24 protein-coding genes are annotated in these 22,121 nt (G+C 67.6%); 5 read left to right on the forward strand and 19 right to left on the reverse strand.

The genetic code is table 11. The features are described 5' to 3' along the window. Positions 1 to 42 precede the first annotated feature (42 nt). A complete protein-coding gene (locus AAHM44_RS00925) occupies positions 43 to 408 on the reverse strand; it encodes a VOC family protein (RefSeq protein WP_269573212.1) in 366 nt (121 codons plus the stop codon). Between the two features lie 107 nt (positions 409 to 515). On the opposite strand from AAHM44_RS00925, the gene AAHM44_RS00930 reads away from it, so the two are divergent. Beyond that, positions 516 to 989 (forward strand): Lrp/AsnC family transcriptional regulator, encoded by a 474-nt coding sequence (locus AAHM44_RS00930; protein ID WP_269573213.1) that lies wholly within the window; start codon positions 516 to 518, stop codon positions 987 to 989. On the opposite strand, the gene AAHM44_RS00935 is transcribed toward AAHM44_RS00930, so the two are convergent. Both AAHM44_RS00935 and AAHM44_RS00940 read right to left on the reverse strand, forming a co-directional pair. Beyond that, positions 990 to 1,472, reverse strand: coding sequence for a hemerythrin domain-containing protein (locus AAHM44_RS00935; protein WP_342248697.1), 483 nt, complete (start codon positions 1,470 to 1,472; stop codon positions 990 to 992). Between the two features lie 35 nt (positions 1,473 to 1,507). Then, positions 1,508 to 2,761: a putative DNA modification/repair radical SAM protein gene (locus tag AAHM44_RS00940; RefSeq protein WP_269573215.1), complete on the reverse strand. Its 1,254-nt coding sequence runs from the start codon at positions 2,759 to 2,761 to the stop codon at positions 1,508 to 1,510. A gap of 73 nt (positions 2,762 to 2,834) precedes the next feature. Between AAHM44_RS00940 and AAHM44_RS00945 the strand changes: the two genes are divergently transcribed. Next, the gene (locus AAHM44_RS00945; RefSeq protein ID WP_342248698.1) at positions 2,835 to 4,046 is read left to right on the forward strand and encodes a hypothetical protein; all 1,212 of its coding nucleotides are present in this window, start codon (positions 2,835 to 2,837) and stop codon (positions 4,044 to 4,046) included. A gap of 126 nt (positions 4,047 to 4,172) precedes the next feature. Here the strand turns inward: AAHM44_RS00945 and AAHM44_RS00950 are convergent, their stop codons facing one another. From AAHM44_RS00950 to AAHM44_RS00990, 9 genes are all read right to left on the reverse strand, one after another. Next, a complete protein-coding gene (locus tag AAHM44_RS00950) occupies positions 4,173 to 4,580 on the reverse strand; it encodes a hypothetical protein (RefSeq protein WP_184163682.1) in 408 nt (135 codons plus the stop codon). 50 nt (positions 4,581 to 4,630) lie between these two features. Then, positions 4,631 to 5,164, reverse strand: a complete 534-nt coding sequence (locus tag AAHM44_RS00955; RefSeq protein ID WP_184163679.1) for a demethoxyubiquinone hydroxylase family protein — start codon at positions 5,162 to 5,164, stop codon at positions 4,631 to 4,633. Then, positions 5,161 to 5,643 carry a disulfide bond formation protein B gene (locus AAHM44_RS00960; protein WP_269573217.1) on the reverse strand — a complete coding sequence of 161 codons (483 nt, stop codon included), beginning with the start codon at positions 5,641 to 5,643 and terminating at the stop codon, positions 5,161 to 5,163. Before AAHM44_RS00960 ends, AAHM44_RS00955 begins: the two co-directional genes overlap by 4 nt. 3 nt (positions 5,644 to 5,646) lie before the next feature. Then, positions 5,647 to 6,999, reverse strand: coding sequence for a S41 family peptidase (locus AAHM44_RS00965; RefSeq protein WP_269573218.1), 1,353 nt, complete (start codon positions 6,997 to 6,999; stop codon positions 5,647 to 5,649). A gap of 70 nt (positions 7,000 to 7,069) precedes the next feature. Further along, positions 7,070 to 8,242 (reverse strand): murein hydrolase activator EnvC family protein, encoded by a 1,173-nt coding sequence (locus AAHM44_RS00970; protein ID WP_342248699.1) that lies wholly within the window; start codon positions 8,240 to 8,242, stop codon positions 7,070 to 7,072. A 4-nt stretch (positions 8,243 to 8,246) separates the two neighbouring features. Further along, positions 8,247 to 8,669, reverse strand: a complete 423-nt coding sequence (locus AAHM44_RS00975; RefSeq protein WP_342248700.1) for a 23S rRNA (pseudouridine(1915)-N(3))-methyltransferase RlmH — start codon at positions 8,667 to 8,669, stop codon at positions 8,247 to 8,249. 23 nt (positions 8,670 to 8,692) lie between these two features. After that, positions 8,693 to 9,001, reverse strand: a complete 309-nt coding sequence (gene rsfS, locus AAHM44_RS00980; protein WP_137861951.1) for a ribosome silencing factor — start codon at positions 8,999 to 9,001, stop codon at positions 8,693 to 8,695. 80 nt (positions 9,002 to 9,081) lie between these two features. Beyond that, a complete protein-coding gene (locus AAHM44_RS00985; protein WP_342248701.1) occupies positions 9,082 to 9,744 on the reverse strand; it encodes a nicotinate-nucleotide adenylyltransferase in 663 nt (220 codons plus the stop codon). Beyond that, positions 9,708 to 10,961, reverse strand: coding sequence for a glutamate-5-semialdehyde dehydrogenase (locus tag AAHM44_RS00990; protein ID WP_342248702.1), 1,254 nt, complete (start codon positions 10,959 to 10,961; stop codon positions 9,708 to 9,710). Before AAHM44_RS00990 ends, AAHM44_RS00985 begins: the two co-directional genes overlap by 37 nt. Positions 10,962 to 11,009: 48 nt before the next feature. Between AAHM44_RS00990 and AAHM44_RS00995 the strand changes: the two genes are divergently transcribed. Continuing rightward, positions 11,010 to 12,074, forward strand: a complete 1,065-nt coding sequence (locus AAHM44_RS00995) for a DUF3667 domain-containing protein (RefSeq protein ID WP_342248703.1) — start codon at positions 11,010 to 11,012, stop codon at positions 12,072 to 12,074. A 4-nt stretch (positions 12,075 to 12,078) separates the two neighbouring features. Here AAHM44_RS00995 and AAHM44_RS01000 read toward each other — a convergent pair whose 3' ends face one another. The 7 genes from AAHM44_RS01000 to AAHM44_RS01030 form a co-directional block, all read right to left on the reverse strand. Further along, positions 12,079 to 12,453 (reverse strand): hypothetical protein, encoded by a 375-nt coding sequence (locus AAHM44_RS01000; RefSeq protein WP_342248704.1) that lies wholly within the window; start codon positions 12,451 to 12,453, stop codon positions 12,079 to 12,081. 71 nt (positions 12,454 to 12,524) lie between these two features. Further along, entirely contained in the window at positions 12,525 to 14,486 is a 1,962-nt protein-coding gene (gene ftsH, locus AAHM44_RS01005; protein ID WP_184163653.1) for an ATP-dependent zinc metalloprotease FtsH, read from the reverse strand. 67 nt (positions 14,487 to 14,553) lie between these two features. Beyond that, the gene (tilS, locus tag AAHM44_RS01010; protein WP_342248705.1) at positions 14,554 to 15,555 is read right to left on the reverse strand and encodes a tRNA lysidine(34) synthetase TilS; all 1,002 of its coding nucleotides are present in this window, start codon (positions 15,553 to 15,555) and stop codon (positions 14,554 to 14,556) included. Next, a complete protein-coding gene (locus AAHM44_RS01015) occupies positions 15,533 to 16,507 on the reverse strand; it encodes a tetratricopeptide repeat protein (RefSeq protein ID WP_342248706.1) in 975 nt (324 codons plus the stop codon). The genes tilS and AAHM44_RS01015 overlap by 23 nt, the downstream gene beginning before the upstream one ends. A gap of 91 nt (positions 16,508 to 16,598) precedes the next feature. Then, entirely contained in the window at positions 16,599 to 17,531 is a 933-nt protein-coding gene (locus tag AAHM44_RS01020; protein WP_269573227.1) for a helix-turn-helix domain-containing protein, read from the reverse strand. Between the two features lie 109 nt (positions 17,532 to 17,640). Next, entirely contained in the window at positions 17,641 to 19,920 is a 2,280-nt protein-coding gene (gene ptsP / locus AAHM44_RS01025) for a phosphoenolpyruvate--protein phosphotransferase (RefSeq protein ID WP_269573228.1), read from the reverse strand. Between the two features lie 75 nt (positions 19,921 to 19,995). Further along, entirely contained in the window at positions 19,996 to 20,610 is a 615-nt protein-coding gene (locus AAHM44_RS01030) for a hypothetical protein (protein WP_342248707.1), read from the reverse strand. Between the two features lie 190 nt (positions 20,611 to 20,800). Between AAHM44_RS01030 and AAHM44_RS01035 the strand changes: the two genes are divergently transcribed. Further along, positions 20,801 to 21,157 carry a PadR family transcriptional regulator gene (locus AAHM44_RS01035; protein ID WP_342248708.1) on the forward strand — a complete coding sequence of 119 codons (357 nt, stop codon included), beginning with the start codon at positions 20,801 to 20,803 and terminating at the stop codon, positions 21,155 to 21,157. After that, positions 21,157 to 22,113 carry a hypothetical protein gene (locus AAHM44_RS01040; RefSeq protein WP_342248709.1) on the forward strand — a complete coding sequence of 319 codons (957 nt, stop codon included), beginning with the start codon at positions 21,157 to 21,159 and terminating at the stop codon, positions 22,111 to 22,113. Before AAHM44_RS01035 ends, AAHM44_RS01040 begins: the two co-directional genes overlap by 1 nt. The last annotated feature ends 8 nt before the right edge of the window (positions 22,114 to 22,121 follow it).

Genomic DNA, 22,121 nt, shown 5'->3' on the forward strand with positions numbered 1-22,121 from the left:
GAGGATGATACGCCGATCAGGACGAATTGACAGTCCTGTCAGTTAGGCCGGCTCGGGGTGGTGGCAGACGAACTCGATCAGCCGCCCGTCGGGATCGCGCAGATAGCCGGCATAATAATCGGGGTGGATATGAGGCGCGAGCGCGGGCGCGCGATCGAGGACATGGCCGGCGACGCGGCCTGCGGCATAGATTCGATCCACGGTGGCGCGATCGGGTGCGGCGAAGGCGAAATGAAGGTCCGACGGCACTTCGCCCTCGACCAGGAACAGGTCGAGCGCGGCGTGGTTGCCGAAACCCTTGGCCGGGCCGTCGACCTTCTGGCTGTAGCCGAGCGGGGCGAGGGTATCGGCGTAGAAGGCCAGGCTCTCGGCGAGGCGGGCGGTGCGGATCTCGATATGGTCGATCATGAAACTCTCCTTCGTGCTGAGGAATAGGGCCGCGCGGCGCGGCCTTTCCGCGAAGGCGGGGATCAAATCGCCGGATTTCGGCGCATTTGCCCGCTAGGATGCCGGCGATGGCCCGATCCGATCTCGACCGCTTCGACCGCAAGCTCCTCGTCCTCGTCCAGCGCGACGCCGGCCAGACCGCCGAGGCGCTGGCCGCGCAGGTCGGGCTGTCGGCATCGGCGGTGCAGCGCCGACTGAAGCGGCTGCGCGCGACCGGGGTGATCGTCAGCGAAGTCGCGGTGGTCGACCCACTCAAGGTGGGGAAGCCCAATTTCTTCCTGGCGGCGCTCGAGATCGAGCGCGAACGGCCCGAGCTGATCGCCCGGCTGCGCCAGTGGATGGCCGCGGAGGAGCAGATCCAGCAGGTCTATTACGTCACCGGCACAGCCGATTTCGTGCTGGTCGTCGTCGCGTCCGATGTCGGCGCCTATGACGCGCTGATGAGCCGGCTGATGGCGGACAATCCCAATGTCCGCCGCTTCACTACCAATGTCGCGCTGGGGGTGGGCAAGCGCGGGCTGGTCGTGCCGATTCCCGACTAGCTATTCGCGCGCGTCGCCGGGGGGATTGGCCTCGGCGCGCGCCAGTTCCCTGGGCTTGCGCTTCTCGAACAGCTTGCCGAGCGCTTCTTCCTGTGCCGCGCTCAGATGCTTCGCCGCAGTGGGAAACATCTCTTCCTCTTCCTCGTCGATATGGTGGAGATAGCGGTGGCGCATCTCCTTGAACTTCACCAGCCAGCCGGGCGAGGACATGTCGGTGTCCATCAGTTCGCCAAGATAGTCGTCGACTTCCTTGTGCTCGGAGACCGAATGCCGGGCGTCCTCGCGCAGCTCGGGATCGGCGAGCATCGTCGCGTAGAGTGCTTCTTCCTCGGCGGCCGCATGGGCCTGCAGCTCGAGGCGAAGCTGCTCGAACAGCTTGCGGCGGTCCTTGCTGTCGCCCGAGGTCTCCCCCACCCGCTCGAGCAGGTCGCGCTGGCGGTCATGGTCGGCAATCAGATCGGCGAAGATTCGTGCGTCGGCCATTCTACTCTCTCCCTTGGTCGGGGAGTCAGAACCGATCAGGCCGCAAATAGTTCTAACTGCTCGCGTTTCGGCGCGACGAGGCTGCGCAGGTCGGCGCGATCGGACAAGGCGACCGGGCGCCAGTCGGCAGCGACAAGGAACGGGCGGACCTTGGCGATCGAGGCCGTCAGCCGCGCGACATCGGCGAGCTGGAGGCGGCGCATGCGGCGAGCGGAGAGAATCGCATCGACGGCTTTTACGCCGAGACCGGGGACACGCAGCAGCAGCTCGCGCGGGGCGCGGTTGACGTCGACCGGGAAGGACTCGCGGAACTTGAGCGCCCAGGCGAGCTTGGGATCGATATCGAGCGGGAGCATTCCGGTGGCGGGGTCGGCCGCCGCCGCGACTTCCCTGGGCTGATACTCGTAGAAGCGCATCAGCCAGTCGGACTGGTAGAGCCGGTGCTCGCGCATCAGCGGCGGGCGTTGGAGCGGGAGGACCGCGCTGGCATCGGGGATCGGGCTGAACGCCGAATAATAGACGCGGCGGAGCTGGAAGCGGTCATAGAGCCCGGCGGCGCGGGTGATGATGTCGCCATCGGTAGCGGCATCGGCGCCGACGATCATCTGGGTCGACTGGCCGGCAGGGGCGAATTTGGGCGCGGACTTGTAGCGCTTGCCGGCGTCCGTGGTGTCGTCGATCGCGGCGCGGACATCCCGCATCGCGCCTTCGATGCGCGGCGCCGATTTCTCGGGCGCGAGCCGGGTGAGGCCGGCGACCGTCGGCAGCTCGACATTGATCGAGACGCGATCGGCATAAAGGCCCGCCTGACGGACCAGCTCGGGATCGGCATCGGGGATGGTCTTCAAGTGGATATAGCCGCGGAAATCATGTTCCTCGCGCAGCAGCCGGGCGACGCGGACGATCTGCTCCATCGTATAGTCGGACGAGCGGATGATGCCCGAGGAGAGGAACAGCCCCTCGATATAGTTGCGCCGGTAGAAATTGAGCGTGAGGTCGACGACTTCCTCGGGCGTGAAGCGGGCGCGGCGGACGTTCGAGCTCTTGCGGTTGATGCAATAATGGCAGTCGAAGATGCAGCTGTTGGTCAGCAGGATCTTCAAGAGCGAGATGCAGCGGCCATCGGGCGCATAGGCGTGGCAGATGCCCATCCCCTCGGTCGAGCCGATCCCGCCCTTGGGACCGCTCGCCGCGTTGCGTTTCGTCGTGCCGGAGGACGCGCAGCTCGCATCATATTTGGCGGCATCGGCCAGGATGGCGAGCTTTCCGCGGAGATCGAGCTGCGACATTTGTTCCTTCTATGTTCCTGATATTGCAGTGTCCAGTGGGTTGTGGGAGGAGGCGCGGCGAAGGGAGCGCGGGATGCGGCTGACGATCGACCGGCAATTCAGGATCCTGCTGATCGGCCTGGCGGTCACCTGCCTGCTCGGCTTCAGCTTCAAGCAGCATTGCATGCCCGGCGGCTGGACCGATTCCGAGCAGTATATCACCGGCTGCTACAGCGACGCGGTGCCCTTCTGGACCGCGCGCGAAGTGGACAAGGGCAGGATCCCGTACCTGCAGACCCCGATCGAATATCCGGTGCTGACCGGGGCGGCGATCTGGATCGAAGGCGCAGCGACGCACCTGTTCTTCGGCGCCCGCGCCAATGACGCCAAGTTCCTGGGCGTGGTGACGGCGGTGAACATCGCCCTCGCCTTCCTGGTGCTGTGGATGTTGTGGCGCGCGGGGGTCGACCGCAAGCGGCTCTGGTGGTGGGCGGCAGCACCGCCGCTGGTGCTTTATGTCGGGCACAACTGGGACATGATCGCGGTGACGCTGGCGGTGGCGGCGCTGCTCCAGGCACGCGAGAACCGGCTGGTGCGCGCGGCGGCGGCGGCGGGGCTGGGCGTGGCGGCCAAGCTGTTCCCGATCGTGATCCTGCCGCTGATCGGGCTCTCCGCCCTGTTCGAGCGCAGCAAGGACTGGGTGCAGCGCCTGCGCCGCGCTGCGCTGGTGACGCTGGCGGCGATCGCTGCCTGGGCAGCGGTGAACCTGCCCATCGCACTGCTCGCACCGCGCAACTGGAGCGAATTCTATCTGTTCTCGCAATCGCGCAGCGGCACTGCGGCGGGGACCTGGGACGTGCTCGGCAATCTCGGCTGGCTGCCGCTGAGCATCGAGGACAAGAACCTCTACGCGACCCTGGCCTTCGCCATCGGCGCGGTGGCGATCGTGGCGCTGGGGTGGCAGCGGCACCGCGACCGGCTGTGGCTGCTGGCGACGCCCGTGCTTGCCTGGTTCATGCTGACCAACAAGGTCTATTCGCCGCAATTCGACCTGTGGCTGTGGCCGCTGCTGGTGATGACCGCGCCGCGCCTGTTGCCGGTGGCGCTGTTCGCGCTGGCGGGGATCGCCGCCTATTTCGCCGAATTCTGGTATTTCGCCGGGATGGACGGCGTGTGGCCGGCGGCCAGCACGATCGACATCGCCTGGGCGGCCGCGGCGCGCGGGGCGGTGATGCTGTGGATCATCGTGGATTGCCTGCGCCGGGAGCCGCCGGAATGGGTGGGGCGGTGGCCGGTGCGGGAGTAGCGCGGGCCCGCCATCTCCATTGTCCTTCCCGCGAAGGCGGGAATCCATTGGCGCCGGCTTTGATGAGACTCACTTCGGCCAGCCTGAATGGATCCCCGCCTTCGCGGGGATGACGATTCGATCAGCTCAAGGCAGCGGCAGGTTCTGTTCGGCCTTGCGGCGGGCGCGGGTTTCGGCGCGGGCGGCGGTGGCGCGCTTGACGAAGCAGCCGGTGCTGCCATTGGCACCCACCGAGGTGCAGCTGCCGGTACCGAAATTGCCCGCGGTCACCGCGTCCTGCGAGCGCACCGCCCAGCTCTCGGTCTTCTGCGGCGGCCCACCCTGGTCGCGCAGGTTCGACGGGATGCGGAAGCGCTCGGCCTCGTCGAGGCGCTTGCAGACCACGATCTCTTCGCCGTTGCTGTTCGTCGGGCACTTGTCGTTGCCATAGATGATCAGCACGCTGTTCTGCGCCGAGCTCTGCGCATGGGCAGCGGCGGGCATCAGCATCGGGACGGCGGCGAGCGCGCCCGCGATCAGGATCCGGTTCAACATCGGCTTACTCCTCTATGCCGTGCATCGGGGACAACGGCTGAACAGACGCTTTATATCCGTTTCGATACCGCAATGGCAGCCCGGCAACCGGCGCGGATCAGGGTGGAGAGCAAAGGATAGGCCGGGGCCTGTTCCGCGCCATGCTCCAATGCCGTATCGCGGTGTTCGAGCTCCTCGTCGCGGAACTTCGCGACCGCTTCGCTGAGCTCGGGATCGCCCGTGCCGAGCTCCTCGAGCTGCTGCTGGTAGTGAAGATCGATCTCCGTCTCGATCGCGGCGGTGCAGGCCATCGCCGCCTCGGGACCCATCGCCGCGGTGACCGCGCCGAGCGCGAAGCCGGCGACGTTCCAGAAGGGCTGGAGCGCCGTCGGGCGCACGCCGCGCCGCGCGATCATCGAATCGAAGAATGCGCGGTGGCGTTCCTCCTGGATCGCCATGCCGGCGATCATCCGCGCCATCGGGGTGCGATCGCCCATCACCGCCAGCTGGCCGGCATAGATGCGCGTCGCGCCATATTCGCCCGCCTGATCGACGCGGACCATCGAGGACGTCCCCTCGCGCCGATCGCCGGGCTTCCAGCTCATGCGCGGCCCTTCCGCAGGGCCAGCGCGAAGATCGCGGCGGCGCCGGTGAGCGAGAAGATCGCGTTGAACCCGGCCAGGCTGATGCCGAACAGGGTCCATTGCGGCACGTCGCAGCGGATCAGCGGACGGCGCAGCGCGTCGGTCAGCATGTCCATCGGGTTGGCGCCGTGCACCTGGGCGGTGCAGGCGGTGATGCCCTGCCACCATTTATACTCGACCCCGGCATGGAACACGCCGATGCCGCCGCTGATCGCCACGGCAAGGCCGGCGAGCAGGACGAGCCCGAGCTGGGCGCGGCGATCCTTCACCAGGAAGGCCGAGAGCGCGATCAGGATCGCGGCATAATGCGGATAGCGCTGCCACCAGCACATCTCGCACGGAACCAGCCCGAAATACTCGGTGGTGTGCGCGCCGCCGACCAGAGCGAGCGGCAGCAGGAGCGCGAGCCAGCGGGCGGCGCAGAAAGTGTCGATACGCATGGCTTACTTGCTCTTGGCAGCGGCGACCTGGGTCTTGGGACCAAGGCGGGAGATGGTCTGGAGGGCGTAGTGGAGCTGAAAGTCTTCCACGCCTTCCTTCTTCAGCTGATCCGCCGTCTTGGCGAAGCGCGGATCGGTGCGCTGATCATCCTCGAGCACCGAATCATCGACCTTGTCGTTGTTGATCAGGTGCGCGCGCAGGTCCGCCTCGCGGATCGAGGGGCGGCTCTTGTAGTCGGGATCGGTGAGCTGCGGCACGAGCAGATCGGGCTTGATGCCGCCTTCCTGCACCGAGCGGCCCGACGGCGTGTAGTAGCGCGCGGTGGTGAGGCGCAGCGCGGCGCGCGGGCCCATCGGCAGGATCGACTGGACCGAGCCCTTGCCGAAGCTGCGCACGCCCATGACGAGCGCGCGGTGATGATCCTGGAGCGCGCCGGCGACGATCTCCGAGGCCGAGGCGGTACCCGCGTCGATCAGCACGACGACCGGCAGCCCCTTGGCGAGGTCACCCGGGATCGAGGTGATGCCGGGCTCGTTCACATCGGCATACCAGCGCTCGATATCGCTCTTCTCGCGGCCGCGCTGCGAGACGATCTCGCCGTGCGACAGGAACACGTCGGAGACTTCGATCGCCTGGCTGAGCAGGCCGCCGCCATTCTCGCGCAGATCGACGATATAGCCGAGCGGCTTGTGCCCGAGCTTCTTGTCGATCTCCTGGATCGCCTTGACCGTGTCCGCGCCGGTCTGGGCGGTGAAGGTGTTGATGTTGATGATGCCGACGCCGTCCTTGACCTCCCACTTCACCGGCTTCTGCACGATGATCTCGCGCTTCATGGTGAAGGTGAGCGGCTTGTCGGCGCCCGGGCGGACCACGGTGAGCGTGACCGAGGTGCCCGGCTTGCCGCGCATCTGCTCGATCGCTTCGTCGAGGCTGCCGCCGACGATGAACTTGCCGTCGATATGGGTGATGAAGTCGCCCGACTTCATGCCCGCGCGGGCGGCCGGCGTATCCTCGGTCGGGGCGACGACCTTAACCGCGCCGTCCTGCTGGGTGACGGTGAGGCCGAGACCGCCATAATTGCCGTCGGTCTGGATCTTGAGATTGTCGAAATCGAGCCCGTCGGCGAAGCTGGAGTGCGGATCCAATGCGGCGAGCATGCCCTGGATCGCGCCCTTCATCAGCGTGGCGTCGTCGACCTTGTCGACATAGTTCGCCTTCACCTGGCTGTAGACTTCCATGAAGGTGTCGAGCTCCTTGAAGCTCGACGTATCGACGCCGGCCATCGCGCCCGAGGCGACGGGAACGAGCGCCAGCGCGCCGACGGCGGCGGTGACCTGAAGGAACGAACGGAGCATCAACAACTACTTTCCGGAAACGCGTTCGAGGGACAATCTAGGCCGGGATCGCGGCAATTGCACGGCACAATCAGCCGAGCAGGCGCGCAAGGTCCATGGGTTCGCCGCGGCGGCGCAGCTCTACGGTGACGCGGGGGGCGTCGCTTGCCGGGGCGCGGCCGATGCGGGTGCCCTGGCTGATCTGCTGGCCGACGCGCACCGCGATGCCGCCTAGGCCGGTGACCGAGCTGGTCCAGCCATTGCCGTGATCGATGATGACGACCCCGCCATAGTCGCGGAACGCGCCGGCATAGAGGATACGGCCGGCGGCGGGCGCGACGGCATCACTATTGGCGGCGCAGGCGAGAGTCACGCCGCGGGCGCGCACGCCGGTGGGCGAAAGCTCGCCCATGCCGGTGACGACGGCTCCGGCGACGGGCAGCACATAGGGTGCGCCGAGCTTGCGGGCCGGTGCCGGTGCGGCGCTGCCCGGGCGGGGCAGCGGTCCGGGAAGAGCTGCGAGACCGGACTGGATCTCCGCCGCTTCGCCCGCCGTCTCCATCTGGTCGACGATCTCGCGGGCGCGCTCGCCGAGGGCAATGGCGCGGTCCGATTCGACCAGCGCGCTGGAGGCGAGCTGGGCCGAGCGGGCGCGGTGATCGGCCTCGAGCCTGACCAGCGCGGTCCGCTCATTCTCGATGCGCTGGCGGGCCTCGCGGAAGCTGTTGACCGCGGCCAGGGCATCGGCACGCAGTGCGCGGATGCGAGAGAGTTCGGCGCGGACGTCGCGGGTGCGCGCCTCGACCACGGGCATCACGGTGCCGAGCACGGCGCGGACATGGACCATGTCGGCGGTCGAGCCCGGCTGGACGAGGCCGAGCACCGCGGGGCGGCGGGCCATCGACTGGAGCGCGGCGATCAGGCGGAGGATCGGGCCCTGGCGCTCGGCGACGCGGGTGCGCTGCTCGGCCAGCTGGCGATCGACGATACCGATACGGGCACGGGCAGCGGCGATATCGGCCTCGGCAGCCTTGATCCGCTCGGCGGCGGCGGCTTCCTGGGCGCGGGCGCGCAGGGCCTGGTCGCGCTCCGAGGCGGCCTGGCGCTCGAGCGCGGCGCTACGCGCCTGGGCGGCCTGGGACTGGGCAGTGGCGTCGCGCAACCTGCCCTGCTGCTCGGCCAGACCCGGCGCCTGCGCGGCGGCGAAACCGCCGGTGGCGAGGATCGCGACGGTGCCGGCAAGGATGGCGAGCGGGCGAAGCATGCCGCTAGCCTTCGCGATGATAGGGGTGGTTGGCAAGGATCGAGGTGGCGCGCCACAGCTGCTCGGCGAGCATCGCGCGGGCCATCATGTGCGGCCAGGTGGCGCGGCCGAAGCTGATCAGCAGGTCGGCCTGGGCTCGAGCCGCATCGTCAAAGCCGTCCGCCGCGCCGATCAGGAATCGCGCCTCGCGCACCCCGTCGTCACGCCAGCTGCCGAGCCGCTCGGCGATCGCCTTGGACGGCAGGTTCTCGCCCAGCTCGTCGAGCATGACGATTCGGGTGGTGCCGGAAATGTCGGGAATCCTGCCGCCGGTATCGGGCAGCTCGGTAACCCGCGTCGGCCACTGGATGCGCTTGAGATAGCGATCGACCAGCTCGGCCTCGGGACTGCGCCCGATCTTGCCGCGCGCGACGATGTGTAGCTGCATCGCCCGCGCGGCCCTTTACCGAATCAGGCCTGGCCGGCTTCGCCGAACGACCACATGCGCTCAAGATTGTAGAAGCTGCGCACTTCGGGACGGAACAGGTGGACGATCACGTCACCGGCATCGATCAGCACCCAATCGGCGGTGGGCAGGCCCTCCACGCGCGGGGTGCGGCCGAACTCGGCCTTGATCTTGTCGGCGAGCTTCACCGCCATCGACGCGACCTGGCGCGTCGAGCGGCCCGAAGCCACGACCATATAGTCGGCGATGCTGCTCTTGCCGGCGAGCGGGATCGAGACCGTCTCGACCGCCTGATCGTCGTCGAGCGACGCCATCACGAGCTGGTGCAGCGCCTCGACGCCACCATTGGCATCGGAGGAACGCAGAACATTGGGCGATGTGGCCAAGGGGCCTCCTAGGGTTGCAACAAACCTGTGTGGTGTTGGGATGGAGACGACGCAACGTAACGCCGGTGCCAGGCGGGATCGGCGGCCCGAAGGCTCGTCGCCGAAGTAGGATCGGGGCGGAAGCGCAACAGCACGAGGGCCGGCAATCTCCAACGCGTCCAGTTCTTCGCCTGGCCTGCGGGCCACACAGCGCGCCGCAGCCAACCCATTGCAGGACTTGCATGGGCGTCGCGATCATATCCCGGACGGGCGATCACCGCAATCGGAACCTGCTCGGCAATGTCACGCCAGCGTTCCCATTTGTGGAACTGGGCGAGATTGTCGGCGCCCATCAGCCAGATGAAGCGGTGCTGGGGGAACAACCGGGGCAGCTTGCGGACGGTATCAGCGGTGTAGCGGGTCTTGATCCGCTTCTCGATGTCCGACACCCGGATCGGCGCGTGGCGGGCCATGCGCTGGGCCGAGGCCATGCGCAGCTTGAACGGCGCCATGCCCGCCTTGTCCTTGAGCGGATTGCCGGGCGAGACCAGCCACCACACCTCGTCGAGCCCCAGCGCGCGGATCGCGTGGATCGAGAGCTTGCGATGCCCCTTATGCGCCGGATTGAACGAGCCGCCGAGCAGGCCGATGCGCTTCAAGGGCGCGCCTGCCCCGTGCCGCGGACCACCCATTTATAGGTCGTCAGCCCTTCGAGCGCGACCGGGCCGCGCGCATGCAGCCGGCCGGTCGAGATGCCGATCTCGGCGCCCAGCCCGAACTCGCCGCCATCGGCGAACTGGGTCGAGGCGTTCCACACCACGATCGCGCTATCGACCTGGGCGAGGAATTTCTCGGCCACCGCTTCATCCGCCGTAACGATCGCATCGGTATGGTGCGAGCCGTGCGCGGCGATATGCGCCATCGCATCATCGACGCCGTCGACCCGCTTCACCGACAGGATCGAATCGAGATATTCGGTATCCCAGTCCTCGTCGCTCGCCGCGACCATGCGGGGCTCGAGCGCCTGGAGATCATTATCGCCGCGCAGCTCGCAGCCGGCATCGGCCAACGCGGCGAGGATCGGCGCGGGATCGCAAAAGGCGCGATCGATCAGCAGCGTCTCGGTCGCCCCGCAGATGCCGGTGCGGCGCATCTTGGCGTTGAGCGCCAGTTCCTTCGCCATCGCCGGATCGGCGGCGCCATCGATATAGGTGTGGTTGAGCCCGTCGAGATGCGCGAGCACAGGCACCCGCGCCTCAGCCTGGACACGGGCGACGAGGCCCTTGCCGCCGCGCGGCACGACCATGTCGATCGCCCCCTCGGCCGTCAGCATCGCGCCGACCGCGGCGCGATCGGTGATGGGCACGAGCTGCACCGCATCCTCGGGCATGCCGCCTTCGGCCAGGCCGCGAGCCAGCGCCGCGTGGATCGCACGATTCGAACGGATCGCTTCGGAGCCGCCGCGCAGGATCGCGGCATTGCCCGCCATCGCGCAAAGCGCTCCGGCATCGGCGGTAACGTTGGGCCGGCTCTCATAGATGATGCCGATCACGCCGATCGGCACCCTGACCCGAGTGAGGACCAGGCCATTGGGCCGCTCGACCCGATCGAAGACGTCGCCGACCGGATCGGCGAGCCCGGCCACCGCCTCGACGCCGGCGGCCATGCTCTCGATTCGCTTCTCGTCGAGCTTGAGCCGATCGAGCAGCGCACCGGACAGGCCATTCGCCTCGGCGGCGGCCATATCCTCGGCATTGGCGGCCTGGATCGCAGCGGCGTCCGCGCGAATCGCGGCGGCGGCGGCGCGCAGCGCAGCCGCCTTGGCCGGGGTCGGCATCGCGGCAAGCTTGGTGGCGGCGAGGCGGGCACGGGCGGCCATTTCGGCAATCAGGGTTGCTGCGTCAGTCATGATTCCACCCGCTAGCACGTGCAGCATGAAGCTGGTAGCCAAGGCCGCATGTCGGGGGAAATCGAAGCAGCCGGGGAACTGGCGACTGGGGCGTTGCTTGGCCGTGCGGTCGAGCCGGGGGCAGGCGAAGGGCATGGCGAGGGCCATGGCCTATGCCTCAATTGCGGGACCGCGCTGATCGGATCGCATTGCCATAATTGCGGGCAGGCGGGGCATGTCCACCGCTCGCTGCACGCGATCGGGCACGACATCCTCCACGGCGTCTTCCATTTCGAAGGCAAGTTCTGGCGCACCCTGCCGATGCTGGCCTGGCGCCCGGGCGAGCTGACCAAGCGCTATATCGCCGGCGAGCGCGCGCGCTTCGTCTCGCCGATGGCGATCTTCCTGTTCTCGGTCTTCGCGATGTTCGCGGTCTTCTCCTGGGTCGGCATCTCGGCGCCGACCGAATTCAACGGCAGCAATCTGAAGCCGGTGGCGGCGATCGACTATGCCAAGAAGGACGCGCGCGAGAAGCTGGAGAAGGCACAGAAGAAGCTGGCCACCGCGAAGGACGAGGACGACAAGCAAAGATACCGCGAGCGCATCACCGATGCGCAGAACGACCTTGCCGGGCTCGACAAGGCCGGCAAGTCGCTGGCCGAGGGCAACCTGGATGTGACCACTTCGGAGGCACATACCGGCTGGCATGCGCTCGATCACGGCATCGAGAAGTGGCAGAAGAACCCTGCACTGATGCTCTACAAGCTCCAGTCGGCCAGCTACAAATTCTCCTGGCTGCTGATCCCGCTGTCGCTGCCCTTCCTGTGGTCGCTGTTCTTCTGGAAGCGCCAGTACAAGCTGTACGACCACACGATCTTCATCATCTACTCGATCTCGTTCATGTCGCTCTTCTACATCGTGGTGGCGATCGCCGCCGCGATCGGCCTGCGCAGCGGGCCGCTGGGGATGGTGGCGGTACTGGTGCCCTTCATCCACATCACCCGGCAACTGAAGCAGGCCTATGACATCGGCTGGTTCTCCGCGTTCATGCGGGCCTGGGTGCTGACCTTCTTCATCAGCTGGATCCTGGTGTTGTTCGTGCTGATCCTGGTGGCGCTGGGGATGTTCGGATGAGGCTTCATGCCGTCGGGCAAGGGAAGCGCCGATCGAGCTGAGCGAAGATCGCTGCATCCATCGGGGCGGCGCGTTGTGCCTCGGACAGTTTTTCCAGATCCGCGACGAGCGCGTTGATATCGACCGTCGCCTTGCTGCCCTTGGCGGGACAGGCACGCGGCGGACGTCCGGCGGCCTTGTCCGCATCGAGCAGCGCCTTGTAGCGACTGAAGCTCGGCGCGAGGCGCTCGGCAAGCCGGCTGAACTTGGCGACTTTCTCCCCGCGATCGGTCTCGGCCTGCGCGACACGCCACTCGCTCAGGAAATCGGCGATGGTCAGGTTCGGCGCCTCCTGCGCAGCGGCGGCCGACAGCAGTGCAAGCGGGATCAGAAAGCGCATGAAAAAGCCCTCCCCAGCAAGGTTGCCGGGAAGGGCTAATTCACATCCGTGTCGGCGGCGTTTCCGCCGGATCAGGCGCCTTGCGGCGTCGGCTGGCCGAACGGACCCTTGGGCTTGCGGATCTTCGGGATCGAGGTGCCTGCGACCGCGGTCGGCCGAGCGCTGGCGCCCGGATCCTCGCGGCCGAGATCCTCGCCGGCGATCAGCCGCTTGATCTCCTCGCCGGTCAGCGTCTCATATTCGAGCAGCGCCTGGGCGATGGTGTGGAGCTGGTCGATATGGTCGCTCAGCAGCTGGCGGGCACGGCCGAGGCCGCGCTCGACGAATGCCTTCACTTCGCTGTCGATCAGCCGCGCGGTCTCATCCGACATCGGCTTGGAGCGCGCCATCGAATAGCCGTACGCCTCGTCACTCTCGGAGAAGTCGAGCGGGCCGACATTGTCCGACAGGCCCCATTTGGTGACCATCGCGCGGGCGAGGCGGGTCGCCTGCATGATGTCGTTCGAGGCACCCGACGACACCTTGTCATAGCCGAAGATCAGCTCCTCGGCGACGCGGCCACCGAACGCCACGGCGATATCGGCATGCATCTTGTCGCGGTGATAGGAATAGCTGTCACGCTCCGGCAGCGGCTGGACCATGCCGAGCGCGAAGCCGCGCGGGATGATCGTCGCCTTGTGGATCGGATCGGCGGTCGGCTCGTGCGCGAAAACCAGGGCGTGGCCGGCTTCGTGATAGGCGGTCATCCGCTTCTCGTCGTCGGTCATCACCATCGAGCGGCGCTCGGCGCCCATCAGCACCTTGTCGCGCGCGTCGTCGAACTCCTGCGCCGCGACCAGCCGCTTGCCGCGACGCGCCGCGAGCAGGGCCGCTTCGTTGACCAGGTTGGCGAGATCGGCACCCGAGAAGCCGGGGGTACCCCGGGCGATCACACGGGGGTCCACGTCGGGCGCCAGCGGCACCTTCTTCATATGGACCTGGAGGATCTTCACGCGCCCTTCGATGTCCGGACGGGGCACCTGGACCTGGCGGTCGAAGCGGCCCGGACGGAGCAAAGCGGGATCGAGCACGTCGGGGCGGTTGGTCGCCGCGACGATGATGATGCCCTCATTCGCCTCGAAGCCATCCATCTCGACGAGCAGCTGGTTGAGCGTTTGCTCGCGCTCGTCATTCTGGTTGCCGAGGCCGGCACCACGCGAACGGCCGACCGCGTCGATCTCGTCGATGAAGACGATGCAGGGCGCAGACTTCTTGGCCTGCTCGAACATGTCGCGCACGCGGCTCGCGCCGACGCCGACGAACATCTCGACGAAGTCCGAGCCCGAGATGGTGAAGAAGGGCACGCCCGCCTCACCCGCGATGGCGCGGGCGAGCAAAGTCTTGCCGGTACCCGGCGAGCCGACCAGCAGCGCGCCCTTGGGGATCTTGCCGCCGAGACGGGCGAACTTGGTCGGGTCCTTGAGGAACTCGACGATCTCCTGCAGCTCCTCGCGCGCCTCGTCGATGCCCGCCACGTCGTCGAAGGTGACCTTGCCTTCCTTCTGGGTGAGCAGGCGCGCACGCGACTTGCCGAAGCCCATCGCACCCGAGCCGGAGCCCTTCTGCATCTGGCGGATCACGAAGAAGGCGATGCCGAGCATGAGCAGGAACGGCAGCGACTGGTAGAGCAGGTAGATCCAGATATTCGGCCCTTCCTCAGGGCGCGCCGAGACCTGGACGTTCTTGGCGAGCAGCGTCTCGATCATCTTGGGATCGTCGGGCGCGTTGGTGCGGAACTTGCCACCGCCCGTGAGCTCGCCGCTGACAAGCCCGGTGGTGCGCGAGACGTTGACCGACTTCACCTCGCCATTGTTCACCTTGGCGATGAACTGCGAATAGGGGATCGCGTCGCCAGTGGCCGGCGCGCTGCGATTGTCGAAGAAGGTCACGAACAGGGCGAGACCCGCCAGGATGCCCACCCAGATCAACAGGCTCTTCATCCAGGGGTTGCCCCCATTCTCGGGACCCTGCGGCTGCTTGTCGTTGTCGCTCATGCGGAATCGGTACCTTTCACGCCCCAAGATAGGCATGGCCAAGTTAATGGCAATGGAACAGCGTCGATCAGTGTGATCGACGGGGTGGTGCCAGCTCGAAACGCCAGATAGCGGCTTTGGTTCGCCCGATCACTTCCGCAAGAGTACCGGTGCCCCCCGAATCGAGCGCGGCGAGCAGCGGCTCGAGGCCGGTCTCGCGCCATTCGGGACTGAGGCCATGCGCTTCGCGGACGGTGGCGACGGCGCGTTCGGCGAGGCGGCGGCGAAGTTCGCGGGGCAGCCCGGCGGGATCGAGCGCGACCTTGCCGCCGGCGACCACCGCCCGCGCCTGCCATTCGCGATCAGCGATCCAGGCAAGCGCATCCTCGGCGTCGCGCAGGTTGCGCGCCGCGGCGGCGAGGCGATCGGCGGGCAGGTCCCCGGCCTCGGCAAGCAGCGCGCGGATGCGGGCGCGGTCGAAACGGGGATCCTGGTTGGAGGGGTCGCGGACCGGAGCGATGCCGGCGCCCTCGACCAGCGCCTCCAGCTCGGCACGCGTCCATCCGAGCAGCGGGCGGATAAGCTGGATGGGACCGAGCGGCCGTGCGGCCGCCATCGCCGCCAGCCCCCCTGCCCCGGCCCCGCGGCGCGCGCGCATCAGGAAGGTCTCGGCGACATCGTCCTGCTGGTGCGCAGTGGCGACCCAGGCGGCGCGGCCCATCGCCCAGTCGGCGAGCAGCGCGTAGCGCAGCGCCCGTGCGCCCTGCTGGAGATTGCCCGCGGCGGGTACGGTTCCGGCGAGCGTCTCGTGCGGCACGTCGAGCTGGTTGCACAGGCGGCGGACCAGCGCCGCCTCCTCCACCGCCTCGGGACGCAGGCCGTGATCGACGGTGGCGGCGATCACCGCACCGGGAAAGGCCGCATGGGCGAGGAGAAGCAGCGCGAGACTGTCCGGCCCGCCCGAGACGGCGAGCGCCAGGACATTGTCGAGGGAAGGCGCGGCGCCGGTGAGCGCCACACAGTCCCGGCGGAAACGCTCGACCTGGTCGCGGTCGAGCGTCAGCCGGTCACTTGCACTTCTGGCTTGCACGGCCCTCGGCCACGCCGGCCTTCATCTCGGTCGACAGCTTGTCGCCGTAAAGCTGGTCGAGCTCGGTATAGACCTTGCAGACTTCGCTGGCGGGCTTCTTCAGCTTGATGAGCGCTTGGGCGAGATAATAGAGGCTGTCGGGCGCCCGCTCGCCCTTGGGGTTCTTCTTGTAGTTCTCGTAGAAGGCGACCGCCGCGAGGCTGGGCGCGCCACTATCGAGATAGGCGCGGCCAAGCAGGTTCTGCGAATAGCTGGCGCGGCGATGCGTCGGGTATTTGGTCGCGACGGTCTCGAGCTCGCGGCGCGCTTCCGGATAGAGCTTGGCCTGCCACAGGCGGAAGCCATAGGTGTAGCCGTCCTCGGCCGGATCACCGGTGGCGGGCTTCTCGATCGCGGCGACCTGCTGCGCGCGCGTGCCGGTGGGCTTGGGCGCGGCGGGCGTGGTGCTGGCGCCCGGTGCCGGGATGGTCGGACGGGTGCCGCCGATCGCGGCGGGCGGGCGGATCACGGCGCCGGCAGTGTCGGCGGGCACGGTAGTGTCCTCGCCGCCCAGCGCGGCAGTGGCGGTCGAGCGATCCTCGAGCGCCTTGAGGCGATTGTCGGCGAGCCGCTTATAGGCGGCAAAGGCGTCCTCGAGCTGGCGCAGGCGATACTGGCCCTGCTCGACCTGGCCGGTGAGCGTGCGCTGCTGCTCCTCGAGCGCGGTCACGCGCTGGGTGAGGTCGCTAAGCGGCGAGCTGGAGGGCATGCCCGGCACGGTGGTGCTGGTCTCGGGGGTGATCTGGGGCTCGACCGTCTGGCCGGCGCCGCCCGGGAAGACCTTGCGCTGCACGGCGCGCATCTCGCGCTCAAGCCGGTCGACACGACCAGAGATGGCGGAATCCTGGGCCTGGGCAGTGCCGGCGGCACCGAAGACTACGGCCATTGCCGTTGCAGCGAGAAGAAAACGCATCGATCACACCCCCCGGTGCAGGTCAAACAAGGTGAACGGAAATTCGCTATAACCGCCAGAAGGCACTTCCCGCCAGTCCCGGGGGAAATCCTTATGGCGTGCTGTTGCCAGCGCTCGTCGCAGCCGGCTCGACCGGTGCCGGGGTCGGCGTGCTCACCGAGAGGCGCGCAGCCGGGCGTTCGCGACGCGCAGCGGCCGGGGCAGCAGCGGTGGGCGACGATCCGGCGATCGGCCCGGCACCCGGCTGGTTGCGGTTGCGCAGCGCGTCGGCGCTCACCTCGACATCCACCGTCGTGCCGGCGCGGCCGAGCGGATCGATGTTCGAGCCGTTGAGCGTGACCTGGATCTTCTCCGGCCCGCCGGTGCGGATGCGCGGATGATCGGCATCGGCCGGCACGTCATAGCGCTCGCCCGGTGCAAGCTCCTTCTCGACCAGCTTCTGGCCCTTGGCGTCGGTGACACGGATCCAGACCGTGTCGAGCGCGACCAGCGAGACCTGGCCGCCATTCGGCACCACCGGCGTCGCGGCATTGGCCACCACGCCATTGTCGGCGGTGTTGGCCACCGGCTCCTCGGTGGTCAGCGTCTCGGGCGCAGGCGCGCTTCCGCGGAACAGATCGGTGCCGTAATAGACGATGGCGCCGGCGATCAGCACCAGCGCGAGGATGACGCCGAAGATCGCCAGGCCGCGCGGCGGGACGCGCGCGGGATCGCTGGTTTCATAGGCGGGCACTGGCGCGGCGCGCTCGGGATTGCGGTGCAGCTCGGTGCGCAGCTCGCGAGCGATCACCACTTCATCGGCACCGACCGCGCGGGCATAGGCCTTGGCGAAACCCAGTGCGTAGGTGATCGAGGGAAGCCCGGCGTAATTGCCCTTCTCGATCGCTTCGAGATGCCGCTGGGGAATTCGGGTACGCGCCGCTACTTCGGGAAGATCGAGCCCCTGCGCTTCACGCGCGGCACGAAGCTTCTCGCCCACCGTGGTGGGGAACAGGGTCGGGTCTTCGGCGGCTTCGCCTTCCATCCATACTCTCCGTAGCGGAAGGGTTGCGCCCGGAGCTCCCGCCACGGCTGAAGCTGTCGTTCACCAAGCCGCCCCTGTCAACGCCGACAGGGGGTATTTTACCGGCAGATCAAGCCAGTTCGACGGAATGTTCGCTTGCCCAGGCTTCGAGCTGATCGCGCAGCGAACGCCCCGGTTCGGCCAGCATCGCGCCCATCGCATCGATCAGCGCGGCGCGATCGAGCGAGCGGACCATCGCCTTGATCGGCCCGACCGCCGCCGGGGTGATCGACAGGCGATCGATGCCGAGCCCGAGCAGCGCCAGTGCCTCCAGCGGACGCCCACCCATCTCGCCGCACACGCCCACCGGCACTCCCGCCACCGCGCACTGATCGGCGACACGCTTGAGGAAACGCAGGATCGACGGGCTGAGCCAGTCATAACGCAGCGCCAGCTTGGGATGCGCGCGATCGGCGGCGAACAGGAACTGGGTGAGGTCGTTGGTGCCGATCGACAGGAAATCGAGCTTGGGCAGCAGCAGGTCGAGCACTTCCGCCAGGGCGGGTACTTCGAGCATCGCGCCGTAGCGGATCTCGGTCGGCATCTTGCGGCCGCGCGCGGCAAGCCAGGCGCGCTGCGCCTCGAACAGCTCGCGCGCCTCGTCGAACTCCCAGGGTTCGGAGACCATCGGGAACATGATGTTGAGCGGGCGGCCGGCACCCGCCTCGATCAGCGCGCGCGCCTGCGCCTTCATCAGGCCATCGCGATCGAGCGCGAGACGCAGCGCCCGCCAGCCCATCGCGGGGTTCTCTTCCTCGCCGTCCTCGTCGTGATTGAGATAGGGCAGCGCCTTGTCGCCGCCGATATCGACGGTGCGGAAAGTGACGGGGCGGTCGCCCGCCGCGTCGAGCACATCCTTGTAGAGCCGGCGCTGCATCTCGCGCTGGGGCAAGGTGGCCGAGACGAGGAACTGGAATTCGGTGCGGAACAGGCCGATGCCGTCGGCACCGGTCAGGTCCAGCGCGGCCATGTCGTCGCGCAGACCCGCGTTGATCATCACCGCGACCCGGTGGCCATCGGCCGTGACCGGCGCCACGTTCCGCATCTGGGCAAAGGCGGCGCGGCGCTTCTGGCTGAGCTCGAGCTTCGCCTCGAACGCCTCCAGCATCGCCTGGGTCGGGCGGACGAACAGGCTCTCCTCGGCGGTGTCGAGGAGCATCATGTCGCCTTCGGCGATCAGCTGGCGGATGTTGCGGACGCGACCGAGCACCGGCACGCCCATGGCGCGGGCGACGATGGTGACATGCGCGGTGAGCGAGCCTTCCTCGAGCACCACGCCCTTGAGACGACGGCGATCATATTCGAGCAGCTCGGCAGGACCCAGATTCTTGGCGATCAGGATCGAATCCTGGCGCAGGCCCATCTGCGCGGCAGTGCCGAGCTGGCCCGAGACGATGCGGAGCAGCCGGTTCGCCAGGTCCTCCAGATCGTGCATGCGATCCCGAAGAAGGGGATCGTCGATCTCGCGCATGCGCTGGCGGGTGCGCTGCTGGACGCGCTCGATCGCCGCCTCCGCGGTCAGGCCGGAATCGATCGCCTCGTTGATCCGGCGCGACCAGCCTTCATCGTATGCGAACATCTTGTAGGTCGCGAGAATCTCGTCCTGCTCGCCGCCGACGCCGAACTCGGCCTGGCTGGCCATCCGGTCGATCTGCTCGCGCATCTTGTCGAACGCGGCATAGACGCGGTGACGCTCCGCCTCGGTATCCTCGGCGACGGTATGCTCGATGGTGATGCGCGGCTGATGGAAGACCGCGACACCGGCGGCCATGCCATCGACCAGCTTGAAGCCGTGGCCGAGCTCGGGCGCGGTCGACTGGAGCCGGGTGGAGCCACCGGCGCTCGCCGGATCGATCAGATCGGCATTGGCGATCAACTCCGAGAGCACCATCGCCACCGTCTGCAGCGCCTCGATCTCCTCGCTCGCATAGCGCCGCGATTCGGCATGCTGGACGGCGAGCACGCCGACCGAGCGCTCGCGCCGGATGATCGGCACGCCGGCGAAGCTGTGGAACGCCTCTTCCCCCGTCTCCGGGCGATAGGCGAAGGCCGGATGCATCTCGGCCTCGTCAAGGTTCAGCGTCTCGACATTCTGGGCGATCGTGCCGACCAGGCCCTCGCCGAGCGCGAGCTTGGTGACGTGCACGGCTTCCTGCGCCAGGCCGCGGGTTGCGAACAGCTCGAGCAACCCTTCGCGCAGCAGGTAGATCGAACAGACTTCGCTCGACAGCGCCTCGCCGATGATGTTGACGACCGAATTAAGCTTCGATTGCGCCGGGTTGCGCGACGCCATCACGTCGTGGAGGCGCGTCAGGATTTCGCGGGCCGAGGCGGCGGCGGAAACGGGCATGAACAAGGCGCTAACAGATTGTGTTCGCCCGCGCCATGCGCCGACGAACACAAACCGTTACGGCCGCGAAGGTTTTTAGCGCTGGAGGCTGGCCAGGCGGCTGCCCCAGGCGCGATCGGCAATCCGCCAGGCGTCATAGTCGCGGTAGAAATCGGTGAACGGCGCCTCGAGCCGTGGCAGCGCTTCGGCCGCGAAGGCCGCGAACGCCTCGGGCCGCACCTGCCCCACTTCGGCCAGCACGTCGCGCGCGACGCGGCAGAAGCCGGTCTGGGCGGGCGGCTGGGCGAAGAAATTGTAGACGCGGGTCATGTCGCGATCATGACGCGAATCCCAGCCCGCCCCGTAGCGTGCCCGATATTGCGCCTTCACCGCCGTATCGGCCGCGGCCAGCGAGGCCCGGTGGCGGCCGAGCATCGCGTTATAGGCCGCGACCGTCTCGCGTTCCGCTTCGTCCCGACAGCCGAGCGCCGCCACATTGAGAGCGGCGCGGACATGCCAGGCAGTCTGCTCGCGCGAGATATGGTGATTGACGGTGTCGTACCGGCCATCGGCAGCGATGGCCGGGATCAGCTGGTTGAACGTCGCCCCAGCCGGCGGCAGCGGCCGCGAATCCCCCCGATATTGCGCCTGCGCCGGAACTGCGCACGCGATTCCAACAAGCGCCGCAGCACCCCAGATTACCTTCTTCATGTGTGAAACCCCCCGGTCTCTATCCCCGCTGTCAGCTTCTCGCGACGCGCTGAATCCGTCCTGAAGAATCTTTGTGAATCAGCTGGTTACCGCTTCGATTCGTCGCATATTCCAATCACTTGCGTAACGATCGGACGGACCCCTTGTCGCGATATATACTGTGTGCTACATAGTATGTGTCATACACGATATGAGGCACAGGACGATGCCGGTCGAGGAAGACCTGTTCGAGAAACTGCGCGTCGAGCTGCGGCGCGGATCGCTGGTGCTGGCGGTACTCGGGGCGCTGCGCGAGGAACGCTATGGCTACACGCTGCGCACCAGCCTGGAGGAAGCGGGGCTGCCGATCGACGAAGGCGCGCTCTATCCGCTGCTCCGCCGGCTGGAGACCCAGGGGCTGCTGACCAGCGAATGGCGCGAGGAAGGCAAGCGCAACAAGCGCTTCTATCGGCTGAACGCCGACGGCCTGCACGTGCTTGGCCAGCTGCTCGCCGAATGGAACGCGATATCGGAATCGATCCTCCGCCTTACCGAGGGAGACAAGTGATGGACCTCATCGAACGCTATCTCGGCGCCGTGCGCTGGAACCTGCCCGCCGCCAAGGCCGACGACATCATCGCCGAGCTGGCCGACCTGATCACCGCCCGCGTCGAGGATCGCGAGGAAATGCTCGGCCGACCGCTCGACAAGAGCGAGGTGAGCCAGGTGCTGCGCGAGTTCGGACATCCGCTGGCGGTGGCCGGGCAATATGGCGATCAGCGTGCGCTGATCGGGGCGGAAGTGTTCCCCTTCTACTGGTTCGTGCTCAAGGTGGTGCTGGCGATCGTCGCGGTGATCGAGCTGGTGCAGATCGGAGGCGGGCTGGTGGTGACCGGCGATTTCGCCCGCACCCTGGCGCATGGATCGGGCGCGCTGGTCCATGCGCTGCTCTACAATGCCGCGCTGGTGACGCTTGCCTTCGCGGTGATCGAGCGGCTCGGCTGGCTCGATGCCTATCTCGCCAAGTGGAAGCCCGAGGAGCTGCCCGACCTGGGCAAGCTGCGCCTCGACCTGCCACCGAAGAAGCGCTGGGAGCCGCTGTTCGAGATCGGCTTCGGCATCGCCTTCCTGGTGTGGTGGGCGGGTGGCTTCACCGTGCCGCTCGCGCCACATGACGCCGATGTACGGATCACCGGCGCGGCGGTGTGGCAGGGCCTCTACTGGCCGGTGGTGGTGCTGGTCTGGGCGCGGATCGCGCTGAGCCTGATCGGCTTCCTGCGCCCCCACTGGAAGCCGATGCGCGCCGCGCTGATCCTCGGCTGCACCGCGGGCACGCTGTGGATTGCCAAGATCCTGCACGAAGCCGGGCAGATCGTCACCGTCGTCAGCACCGACACGGTGAAGGCCGCGCGGATCCAGGAGAGCCTTGACAAGAGCCTGGAGATCGCAGTGATCGTGATCGCCGCAGTGACGGTGTTCCAGTGCGCGAAGGAACTCTACCAGCTGTACCGGGAGCGCCGCTGAGGCGCTCC

The sequence above is a fragment of the Sphingomonas sp. OTU376 genome (assembly GCF_038440415.1).
In the GTDB taxonomy this organism is placed as follows: Bacteria; Pseudomonadota; Alphaproteobacteria; order Sphingomonadales; family Sphingomonadaceae; genus Sphingomonas; species Sphingomonas kyeonggiensis_A.